Annotated in this window: 8 protein-coding genes; 4 read left to right on the top strand and 4 right to left on the bottom strand. The window is 60.6% G+C overall.

The features are described 5' to 3' along the window. Positions 1-587 precede the first annotated feature (587 nt). Complete coding sequence (locus tag ACIF4X_RS09820; RefSeq protein WP_397481967.1) at positions 588-1,793, bottom strand: MFS transporter; 1,206 nt, start codon at positions 1,791-1,793, stop codon at positions 588-590. Between the two features lie 118 nt (positions 1,794-1,911). Here ACIF4X_RS09820 and ACIF4X_RS09815 point away from each other — a divergent pair, with 118 nt between their 5' ends. Then, positions 1,912-2,811 carry a LysR family transcriptional regulator gene (locus ACIF4X_RS09815; RefSeq protein WP_397481966.1) on the top strand — a complete coding sequence of 300 codons (900 nt, stop codon included), beginning with the start codon at positions 1,912-1,914 and terminating at the stop codon, positions 2,809-2,811. Between the two features lie 92 nt (positions 2,812-2,903). After that, a complete protein-coding gene (locus tag ACIF4X_RS09810; protein ID WP_397481965.1) occupies positions 2,904-3,758 on the top strand; it encodes a DUF2242 domain-containing protein in 855 nt (284 codons plus the stop codon). A gap of 418 nt (positions 3,759-4,176) precedes the next feature. Here ACIF4X_RS09810 and ACIF4X_RS09805 read toward each other — a convergent pair whose 3' ends face one another. Continuing rightward, complete coding sequence (locus ACIF4X_RS09805; RefSeq protein WP_397481964.1) at positions 4,177-5,217, bottom strand: AraC family transcriptional regulator; 1,041 nt, start codon at positions 5,215-5,217, stop codon at positions 4,177-4,179. Positions 5,218-5,220: 3 nt separating this feature from the next. Further along, positions 5,221-6,351: a carbon-nitrogen hydrolase family protein gene (locus ACIF4X_RS09800; protein ID WP_397481963.1), complete on the bottom strand. Its 1,131-nt coding sequence runs from the start codon at positions 6,349-6,351 to the stop codon at positions 5,221-5,223. Between the two features lie 208 nt (positions 6,352-6,559). On the opposite strand from ACIF4X_RS09800, the gene ACIF4X_RS09795 reads away from it, so the two are divergent. Together ACIF4X_RS09795 and ACIF4X_RS09790 are read left to right on the top strand one after the other, a co-directional pair. Beyond that, entirely contained in the window at positions 6,560-8,599 is a 2,040-nt protein-coding gene (locus ACIF4X_RS09795; protein WP_397481962.1) for an FAD-dependent oxidoreductase, read from the top strand. Positions 8,600-8,724: 125 nt separating this feature from the next. Then, positions 8,725-9,651, top strand: coding sequence for a 1-aminocyclopropane-1-carboxylate deaminase/D-cysteine desulfhydrase (locus tag ACIF4X_RS09790; protein WP_397481961.1), 927 nt, complete (start codon positions 8,725-8,727; stop codon positions 9,649-9,651). A 3-nt stretch (positions 9,652-9,654) separates the two neighbouring features. Here ACIF4X_RS09790 and ACIF4X_RS09785 read toward each other — a convergent pair whose 3' ends face one another. Continuing rightward, positions 9,655-10,203: a cytochrome b gene (locus tag ACIF4X_RS09785; RefSeq protein WP_397481960.1), complete on the bottom strand. Its 549-nt coding sequence runs from the start codon at positions 10,201-10,203 to the stop codon at positions 9,655-9,657. Positions 10,204-10,359: the final 156 nt, after the last annotated feature.

Raw genomic sequence — 10,359 nt, 5'->3', positions numbered from 1 at the left:
TACTCATTCCAATTGTAGGAGCGAGCTTGCTCGCGAAGGCGGCCTACCAGCCGCCCTGTTTTTGCAGATGTACTCATTCCAATTGTAGGAGCGAGCTTGCTCGCGAAGGTAGTCTACCAGCCGACCTGTTTTTGCAGATGTACTCATTCCAATTGTAGGAGCGACCTTGCTCGCGAAGGTAGCCTACCAGCCGACCTGTTTTTGCAGATGTACTCATTCCAATTGTAGGAGTGAGCCTGCTCGCGATGGCGGCCTACCAGCCGACCTGTTTTTGCAGATGTACTCATTCCAATTGTAGGAGCGAGCCTGCTCGCGAAGGCGGCCTACCAGCCGACCTGTTTTTGCAGATGTACTCATTCCAATTGTAGGAGCGAGCTTGCTCGCGAAGGCGGCCTACCAGCCGCCCTGTTTTTGCAGATGTACTCATTCCAATTGTAGGAGCGAGCCTGCTCGCGATGGCGGCCTACCAGCCGACCTGTTTTTGCAGATGTACTCATTCCAATTGTAGGAGCGAGCTTGCTCGCGAAGGCGGCCTGTCAGTCGACCAATTTCCAGCAGACCGGATTTAATCCAGCGGGCAATCGGTCTCATCCAGCTTTTGGAAAACCTTGGTCCCGAGCGTTGACCGCCACAGACAAGGTCAATACCAGCAATCCTGCAACGATCCACGGAAATGTCCCCACCCCAAGGTTTCCCAGTAACAGACCTCCGACCAAGCCACCGCCAGCAATCCCGACATTCCATAGCGTCACCAGCATCGATTGCGCTGTATCGGCAGCCTCTTTCGCGGTTTTGGCAGATGCGGTTTGCAGCAACGATGGCATGGCGCCGAACGCCAGTCCCCAGACAGCGGTAGCGATGTAAATGACAATCGGCGAATCGCGCCACAGGCCCAGCACGACCGCTGACAGCATGAACAGCCCGGCACTGATCAACACCAGTTCGCGCAGCCAGCAGTCAATCAGGCTGCCGACGATCCACAGGCTCAGCACCGAGGCGAGGCCGAATACCAGCAGCACGCGGTCGACATTGGCATCAAGCCCGGATGGCTGCAGGAACGGCGCGATGTAGGTGTACAACAAGTTGTGCGCGACGACGTAGGTAAGCGTGACCAACAACACGGATCGCACGCCCGGCAAGGTGAACACCTGACGCAGTGGCAGGCGGTTTCCCGCGCGTTCGCCGGCGAAGTCCGGGACTTGCCACTGTACCCAGATCACCAGCGCAACGGTCAGCCCGGTCATGATGGCGAAGCTCAGACGCCAGCCGACCAGGGTGCCGAGCAGGGTGCCTGCGGGGATTCCCAGCGACAGTGCAAGCGGTGCGCCGAGCATCGCGACGGTGATGGCGCGGCCTTGCAGGTGTGGCGCGACCATACGGCTCGCGTATCCCGCCAGCAGCGCCCACAGCAACCCGGCAAATATGCCGGCAATAAACCGTGCAATCAGCGTCAGCCAGTACCATTCCGACAGGGCGGTGATGCTGTTGGCGATGGCAAAGCCGCCGATGGCGGCCAGCAGCAGCGGTTTTCTTCGCCAGCCTCGGGTGGCGATCGTCAGTGGAATCGCCGCCAGAATCGAGCCGATCGCGTACAGCGTGACCAATTGCCCGATCAGCGCCTGGGAGACATTCAGGCCGCTGCTCATCTGGGGTAACAGGCCGGCGGGCATGGCTTCGGTCATGACCGTAATGAATCCGGCGGTAGCCAGTGCCAGCAGCGCGGCAAGCGGTAATCGCTCGCGGCGATCGACGGGTTGTTCAAGTGCGGGGCAACCGAGTTGGGCATCGTTCATGAGCCGGCATCCATGTGCAAAATTGACGAGAAGCACAGAGTAGGGCGCTGCACATCGGCGAAAAACGGGTTAAGGTTCCGAACATATCGGACACGGATGTCGGCAATGGGAGGATGGTATGGATAGCCTGGGCGGTATTTCGGTGTTTGTTCAGGTCGCCGAGACGCGTAGTTTTACTGAGGCTGGCCGGCTGCAAGGGGTTTCATCGTCGGCGGTAGGCAAAAGTATTGCCCGGCTGGAGGCGCGACTGGGTGTCCGGCTGTTTCAACGCACCACCCGCAGTGTCACGCTGACCAGCGAGGGTGCGCTGTTTCTGGAGCGCTGTCGCAAGATCCTCGCGGAAGTCGAGGCGGCGGAGTTCGAATTGTGCGATGCCGCTGCCAAACCCCACGGCAAATTGCGCATCAGCCTGCCGCAGGTGCATGGCTTGGTGATGCCGGTGATGAACGAGTTCATGGCGTTGTATCCGCAGATTGAACTGGATCTGGATTTGACCGATCGCATGGTCGATGTGGTTGAAGAAGGCTTCGACGCCGTGATCCGCACCGGCAAACCGCGGGATTCTCGATTGATGGCGCGACCGTTGGGCGAATTTCACATGGTGCTGGTGGCCAGTCCTGGGTATCTGGCGCAGCGCGGCGTGCCGCGAAGCCCCGATGATCTGGCGGCGCACGCATGTCTTCGGCATACGTTTCATGCCACTGGAAAACTGGAAACCTGGCCGCTGATTCGCGCGGAGGGTGCCGCCGAGCCGACGTTGCCGACGCGGTTGGTCAGCACCTCCATCGAAGCTGTGAGCCACGCGGCACTCGCCGGCATGGGCATTGCCTGTCTGCCGGATTTCATGACCCGTGAGGCCGAGGCGCAAGGCCGTTTGCGTCGCGTGCTCGATTCGCATCTTGAACACACCGGGCAGTTCTGGGTCCTATGGCCATCGAGTCGCCACGCCACGGCGAAACTGCGCGTGTTCATTGATCACCTGGCGTTGCGACTTTTTCCCGCAACTGACGGTCGATAGCGTTGTAACTGCTTTAAGACACTAATCCATGCGCCGCAGGGTCGTGATCTGTTGCACAATACGCCCCGGACCGTTTTCTCTCAGGATGTTCAATGTTGATTTCCACTCCCATGCGTGTTGTCGGGCTGGCGCTGTTGTTGACCGCTGTTGCCGGCTGTTCGAAAGACAAGCCGATGTATGAGCATGAGAACTTCGATGACTCCGGTACGTTTTCGCGCAATTACCCGGTGACCGATTCGGTCAGCTGCGAAGCGGCCCGTCGTGCGTTGCTCAGTCAGGGCTACATCATCACCAGCAGTGACCCGAAACTGGTCAGCGGCCACAAGAGCTTCCAGCAAACCGGCGATACCCACATGGAGATCAGCTTCAACGTGGTCTGCGCCGATGACGGCAGTGCCGGGCACCATGCGACGATGTTCGCCAACGCCTTGCAGGATCGTTACGCACTGAAGAAGACCAACAACTCCGCCAGCCTCGGCGTGGGTGTGTTGGGTTCGGTGTCGATGCCGATCGGCTCGTCCGACGATTCGATGGTCAAGGTGGCCAGCGAGACGGTGACGGCGCAAAAGTTCTACGAGCGTTTCTTTACGTTGGTCGAGCAGTTCTTGCCGGCGGATGCGAAGAAGGCTGCGCACATCGAAGAGAAGCCGAAGGCTGACCTGGGTGTGCCTGAAGCGAAGGCGGCACCGGCAACGCTGGCGCCAACCCCGACTCCGGCGGCCGAACCTGCAGCAACGCCAGCCCCGGCGGCAGAACCGGCGCCAGCACCTGCCGAAACCGCGCCAGTGACGTCGGAACCGGTCGCTCCACCGGCTGAGGCCGCGCCGATCACCCCGGCGCCGAGCGCAGAACCTGCACCCGCGACCGAAACCATCACGCCACCGGCCAACCCGGACATTCCGCCGCCATCCGAGCCGATTCCGGCGATGCCAGCGTCCGGCCAATAAACAGCCTCACCCCAAATCCCTGTGGGAGCGAGCCTGCTCGCGAAGACGGACTTTCAGTCACCTATGTGCTGAATGGTCCGACGCCTTCGCGAGCAAGCTCGCTCCCACGGTAGTTTTTGGGGTGGCTTAAAATCTCGTTACATTCCCCTGACAAAAATCCCGCGATAAATTCCTGACCGCCTGCTACGTTTTATTCATGAAGGCCGGGTTTCACTTTTCCTTCATACGAGCACGTTAAGCTCGAGGCACTGGGCATTTGCTCAGGCCCATTCAAGAGAGCAGCAGGGGGATTACACGATGGATGAATATCAAGAAGAGCTGCTCGAGTACCAGGCCTTTGAACTGGATCAACCCGAGCCCGCCGAAGACGCCACCGAGCTTTGACTTACAGCTTGAAGCTTGTAGCTCTCGGGTGCTTTTAAGCCGTTTTTCGGTGACTGCGGCGGAATTCGCCGGGCGTCTGACCGCTCCAGCGTTTGAAGGCTCGCTGGAATGCTTCGGCTGAGGCGAAACCCAGCAGGTAGGCAATTTCCCCGAACGCCAGTTCGGTGTCGCGGATGTAGGTCATCGCCAGATCCCGGCGCGTATCGTTGAGGATTGCGCGAAACTGCGTGCCTTCCTCGGCCAGTTTGCGTCGCAAGGTCCAGGTCGGCAGCTTCAGGCGTGCCGCCACTTCTTCCAGGTCGGGCTCCCGGCCACCATTGAGCAACGGCCCGAGCAATTGCGTGATGCGTTCGCGCAGGCTGCGGGTGCGGGTCAATTGCTCCAGTTCGCGTTCACACAGTTGCAGCAGGTGCCGCCAGGTACTTGGACAATGCTCCGGATTACGCTGTGCGAGGCTGCTCAGGTTCAGGCGCAGTTGATTACGCTCGGCACCGAACTGGATTGGGCAATCACCCAGCACGCTGTAAGCCTCGCGGTAATCCGGTTCATCGAATTCGATGTCGATGCGTTCGGCCTGCAGCGATTCGCGGCTGACACTGGAGAGCTGATGCAGCCACCCGGCGATGATCGAGTCCACGACAAAACGGTTATAGGCGTTGTACGGGCTGATCGAATAGAAACGCAGCCACGCGCCATTGGCGTCTTCGTGGAAACTGGACTGGCCGCGATAGTTGGAACCGTATAACGCCTCGAAACGGATCAGGCAGCGCGCGGCTTCACGGACGGTCGGTGCTTGTGCAGCGGTGACGCCGGCCAGCCCGGCCTGACTCAGGCGGCTGAGCTGGCCCATGCGCAAGCCCAGCGCCGAATCGCCGGTCAACTGAATTGCTGCGTGGCCCAAGCGCATATAGCGCGGAATCGACAAGCGCGCCCCGGCCTCAGCCAGTCGCGCGGCGTCCAGACCATATTGCTCCAGCAATGGCTGCGGATCGGTGGCATGACTGCGCACCGCATCGGCGAGGCTGTGCACGAAGCCTACCGACAGATCGCCCAGACGCATCGGCAGCGGTTTCATCGCTTACAACCAGATATTCAGTAAACGCGCGCCGCGGGCATCGCCGTCGGCGAACTGCTGGCCGTTGCTGCTGAGAAAGCTTTGGCCGGAACCGGACTGATCCCAGAACTGCCCGCGCAGGAACACGCTCATACCGGCAATCGCCCGGCTGCTCGGTGGTTGTGCGGTCAGGGTCAGGCGATGCCAGGCCTGGCCTTCACTGACTTCACCGGGTTTGAGGCTGACCGAACCCGGTGTGCTTGAGCCTTTATAGCCGCGCCAAGGGCGGTTCCACGCACCGGGGCCGAACACTTGCGCCGGCACCGCGATCAATTGTGCATTTTGCTCATCGAGTTTGCGGTAATTGTCCGGATACCAACTGTCGCTGCCAATCAGCACACCGAGGCGTCCGGCCGGGGTGTCGACCACGTTGAGGGCATGTTTGTCTGCACCTTCGATCACTTCACGCTGATCGAACACAGGGTGCATCTGCCGTTGCGGCTGACCGAGCGGTACGCCGTCACGGCCAAACACCACACTGCTGTTGAACAGCGCGCCGCTGCCCGGTTTGAGTTGGCCGTCGCGAATGCTTGGCTCCGGCAGCACGATCGAACCGGCCACCAGGGTCACGTGAAACTCTTTGGCCAGACCGCCGAACAGCGCCTGATAATCCTTGGCCATGGTTTTGGATTTCATCCGCAGATGAGCGTCGTTGAGGCGATCGGTGCCGCTGGCGCTGAGCCAGGCACGGGCGAACAGCAGCGGATTGCTCGCGGCCAGCCAGTTCATCGCCTCGGTGAGCGTCGGCGCCTGATACAGCTCGTCTTTCTCGCCGCTGAGCATCAGCCAGGTGCCGACATTCTCCGGCAGCACTACAACGGTCTTGTCGTTCAACAAGCCCTGTTCCTGTGCCTGCTGCAGATAGGCCGCGAGTTTGCGGTGCAGACGCTCGGAGCTCTGATAATCGGTGGGAAACAGCTCGGGCTGGATGCCCAGCAGATTGCCGCGATCGGCGGGGGTGCCCTGATCGACCGCCACTTTAATGCGTAAGTCCGACAGGTAATGCCCCGCCGGCCGGTCCGCCGCCCACATGGCGTAGGTGGTCAGGGCGGCGACGAGGGCCATGGAAAAGAACAGGTACAAAAGTTTGCGCATGAAAACCAACAACTACCGGGTACAGGGTATGGCGACTAGGGTAGGGCCCATGGCCCTGGTTGCCAAGGGGCACTGCGCATTTGGATCAATAAGTTGTCAGTTACGGTCATTGAGTGACAGCGATGCGACTCTTAGTCTGTCGAACATGACTGACGGGGGCCGCAGAGCGCCCGCAACTTTTCCGTGATCGCTCGTTGTGGAGTTACCGATGACCGCCGCTCATTACCCGCACCTGTTGGCCCCGCTGGACCTGGGATTCACCACGCTGCGCAACCGCACCTTGATGGGCTCGATGCACACCGGTCTGGAAGAAAAGCCGGGTGGCTTCGAACGCATGGCGGCATACTTCGCCGAACGTGCCCGTGGCGGCGTCGGCCTGATGGTCACCGGCGGTATCGGCCCGAACGACGAGGGCGGCGTGTACTCCGGCGCGGCCAAGCTGACCACCGAAGACGAAGCACTCAAACACCGCATCGTCACCCGTGCGGTGCATGAGGCGGGCGGCAAGATCTGCATGCAGATCCTTCACGCCGGGCGCTATGCCTACAGCCCGAAGCAAGTGGCGCCGAGTGCGATTCAGGCACCGATCAACCCGTTCAAGCCCAAAGAGCTGGACGAGGAAGGCATCGAGAAGCAGATCAGCGATTTCGTCACCTGTTCGGTACTGGCGCAAACCGCCGAATACGACGGTGTCGAAATCATGGGCTCGGAAGGTTATTTCATTAACCAGTTCCTCGCTGCGCACACCAACCACCGCACCGACCGTTGGGGCGGCAGCTACGAAAACCGCATGCGCCTGCCGGTGGAAATCGTTCGCCGCGTACGCGAAGCCGTCGGCCCGAACTTCATCATCATTTTCCGTCTGTCGATGCTCGATCTGGTCGAGGGCGGCAGCACTTGGGACGAGATCGTCACCTTGGCCAAAGCCATCGAGCAGGCCGGTGCGACCATCATCAACACTGGCATTGGCTGGCACGAGGCGCGGATTCCGACCATCGCCACCAAAGTGCCGCGTGCGGCATTCAGCAAGGTCACAGCCAAGCTGCGTGGCTCGGTGAGCATTCCGCTGATCACCACCAACCGCATCAACACCCCGGAAATCGCCGAGCAGATTCTGGCTGAAGGCGATGCCGACATGGTCTCGATGGCGCGGCCGTTCCTCGCCGACCCGGACTTCGTCAACAAGGCCGCCGAAGGCCGTGCCGACGAAATCAACACCTGCATCGGCTGCAACCAGGCGTGCCTCGATCACACCTTCGGCGGCAAGTTGACCAGTTGCCTGGTCAACCCGCGTGCTTGCCACGAAACCGAACTCAACTACTTGCCCGTGCAGCAGATCAAGAAAATCGCTGTGGTCGGTGCTGGCCCTGCCGGGCTGTCCGCCGCAACCGTGGCCGCCGAGCGCGGCCATCAGGTGACGTTGTTCGATTCCGCCAGTGAAATCGGCGGTCAGTTCAACATCGCCAAGCGTGTGCCGGGCAAAGAAGAGTTCTTCGAAACCCTGCGTTACTTCAAGCGCAAGCTGCAGACCACCCACGTTGAGGTCTGCCTGAACACCCGCGTCGATGTGGCGAAACTGGTTGACGGCGGTTACGACGAAATCATCCTCGCCACTGGTATTGCGCCGCGTGTTCCGGCGATCCCGGGCGTCGACAACGCCAAGGTGCTGAGCTATCTGGACGTGATCCTTGAGCGCAAACCGGTCGGCAAGCGTGTCGCGGTGATCGGCGCCGGCGGTATCGGTTTTGACGTGTCGGAATTCCTCGTTCACGAAGGCGTCGCGACCAGTCAGGATCGCGCCGCGTTCTGGAAAGAGTGGGGCATCGATACCAAACTGGAAGCTCGCGGTGGCGTCGCCGGGATCAAAGCGGCGCCGCATGCACCGGCCCGCGAAGTGTTCCTGTTGCAGCGCAAGAAAACCAAGGTCGGCGATGGTCTGGGCAAAACCACGGGCTGGATTCACCGTACCGGTCTGAAGAATAAGCAGGTGCAGATGCTCAACAGCGTTGAATACCTGAGCATCGATGACCAGGGCCTGCACATCCGCATTGGCGAAACCGGCGAGCCGCAATTGCTGGCGGTGGACAATATCGTGATTTGCGCGGGGCAAGATCCGCTGCGTGAATTGCAGGACGGTCTGGTCGAAGCGGGGCAGAACGTGCACCTGATCGGTGGTGCCGATGTGGCGGCAGAGCTGGATGCCAAGCGTGCGATCAACCAGGGCTCGCGCCTCGCCGCTGAACTGTAAACCCCTTTTGTAGGAGCTGCCGCAGGCTGCGATCTTTTGATTCTTGTTTTTGAATCAAGATCAAAAGATCGCAGCCTGCGGCAGCTCCTACTAGTATGTGATCTTTTCCAGATCATGCCGTGCCCATGCTTTTGCCTCCCTCCGATTGGCTACCCCAAGCCCCTCTCGAACACCTTCATCTGGACTGGCTCGCAACCGCCGGCATTGAAGTCGCTATTCTGCGCCTCGACCAGATCGACCCGCTGATCAGCGGCAACAAATGGTTCAAACTCGTCGAACACCTCAAAGCCGCCGACCGTGCGGGTGCCGAAGGCATCATCAGTCTCGGTGGGGCTCACTCTAATCATCTGCATGCGTTGGCGGCGGCGGGGCAGCGGCTGGGGTTCAACACCGTGGGGCTGTTGCGCGGGCATGCGCAGCAAACGCCGACAGTGCGGGATTTGCAGGCGTTCGGCATGCAGTTGCATTGGCTGGGTTACGGCGGTTATCGCGCGCGAACCGAGCCAGGGTTCTGGGAACCTTGGCACGCGCAGTATCGGCAGTTGTATGCGGTGCCCGAGGGCGGTGGCGGATTGACGGGGGCGCTTGGTTGCGCGGCTATCCAACAGCAGGCGCAAGCGCAACTGCACACGCTGGGCTGGCGTGATTATCACGCCTGGTGGCTGGCCTGCGGCACCGGCACGACATTGGCGGGATTGGTGCTGGCGGAAGCCGGGGCCCACCCGGTCTATGGCGCGCTGGCTGTGCCGGACGATCACGGTGTGGCGCCGCAAGTCGAGTCGATCCTGCAGGCCGCAGGGCAGGGCAACGGGAGTTATGAACTGCTCGGCGCCAGCCGTGGCGGCTTTGCCAAGGTTGATCCGGCGTTGCTTGCGTTCATCGAACAAACCGAGCAGACCAGCGGCATTCCTCTGGAGCCGTTGTACACCGGCAAAGCATTGCTGGCACTCAAGCAACAGGTCGAGGCAGGCAGATTCGCGCGGGGCACGCGGCTGATCTTCATTCATACCGGAGGCTTGCAGGGCCGGCGCGGTTTTATCGCCAGCCTCTGACGGTCAACCGCGCTTGGGCATCATCCGCAGCAGCGTGTTATCACCGACCACGTAATGGTGATAGATCCCCGCCAGCGCATGCAGGCCGATCAGCCAGTAGCCGATCGTGGCAATCAGCACATGCCAGTGCTCGACCTGCTTGGCGAAATCCTTGTTTTCGGCGACCAGCAGCGGCAGATCAAAACCATAGAACATCACCTGATGCCCCTCGGCACTGGTAATCAGCCAGCCGAGAATCGGCATGCTGATCATGAACAGGTACAGCGCCCAGTGCATCAGTCGCGCCAGCACCGTTTGCCATTGTGGCGAGGCGGGAAAGATTTTCGGCGCCGGGCCGAGGCTGCGCGCGAGCAGGCGAAACCACACCAGCACAAACACAGTCAGGCCGAGCATGTAGTGCACTTCGCGGATCAGCGTGCGCCCGCCGCTGCCTTTTGGAAACAGCCCGCGCAATTCCATGCTGGCGTACACCAGCACCAACAGGACCAGCATCAGCCAGTGCAAGAGGACCGATACGGTGCTGTAGCGGGATTCGGAACTTGTCCACGGCATACGGTGTTTCCTCACAGATCAGGGTCAAAACGGCCGTTCTTGTGCGACGGCATGCTTTAACTGTAATCCGCTTTGGCGGATTTGCCTGAGGCTGATCGGACTTTCAATGCGCTGAATCAGGGCTTTGCCAATTAAAAAACGCCAGTGTCGTGCAGA

The organism is Pseudomonas sp. NPDC085632 (assembly GCF_044541255.1).
In the GTDB taxonomy this organism is placed as follows: Bacteria; Pseudomonadota; Gammaproteobacteria; order Pseudomonadales; family Pseudomonadaceae; genus Aquipseudomonas.
Note: the sequence above shows the minus strand (reverse complement) of the source record. Positions and strands in the feature narration are given on the sequence as shown.

Bases quoted from the DNA above. Each gene is read 5' to 3' on its own strand.
- ACIF4X_RS09805 (WP_397481964.1), bottom strand. From the start codon at position 5,217: ATGAAACCGCTGCCGATGCGTCTGGGCGATCTGTCGGTAGGCTTCGTG.
- ACIF4X_RS09820 (WP_397481967.1), bottom strand. From the start codon at position 1,793: ATGAACGATGCCCAACTCGGTTGCCCCGCACTTGAACAACCCGTCGAT.
- ACIF4X_RS09790 (WP_397481961.1), top strand. From the start codon at position 8,725: ATGCTTTTGCCTCCCTCCGATTGGCTACCCCAAGCCCCTCTCGAACAC.
- ACIF4X_RS09810 (WP_397481965.1), top strand. From the start codon at position 2,904: ATGTTGATTTCCACTCCCATGCGTGTTGTCGGGCTGGCGCTGTTGTTG.
- ACIF4X_RS09815 (WP_397481966.1), top strand. From the start codon at position 1,912: ATGGATAGCCTGGGCGGTATTTCGGTGTTTGTTCAGGTCGCCGAGACG.
- ACIF4X_RS09785 (WP_397481960.1), bottom strand. From the start codon at position 10,203: ATGCCGTGGACAAGTTCCGAATCCCGCTACAGCACCGTATCGGTCCTC.
- ACIF4X_RS09800 (WP_397481963.1), bottom strand. From the start codon at position 6,351: ATGCGCAAACTTTTGTACCTGTTCTTTTCCATGGCCCTCGTCGCCGCC.
- ACIF4X_RS09795 (WP_397481962.1), top strand. From the start codon at position 6,560: ATGACCGCCGCTCATTACCCGCACCTGTTGGCCCCGCTGGACCTGGGA.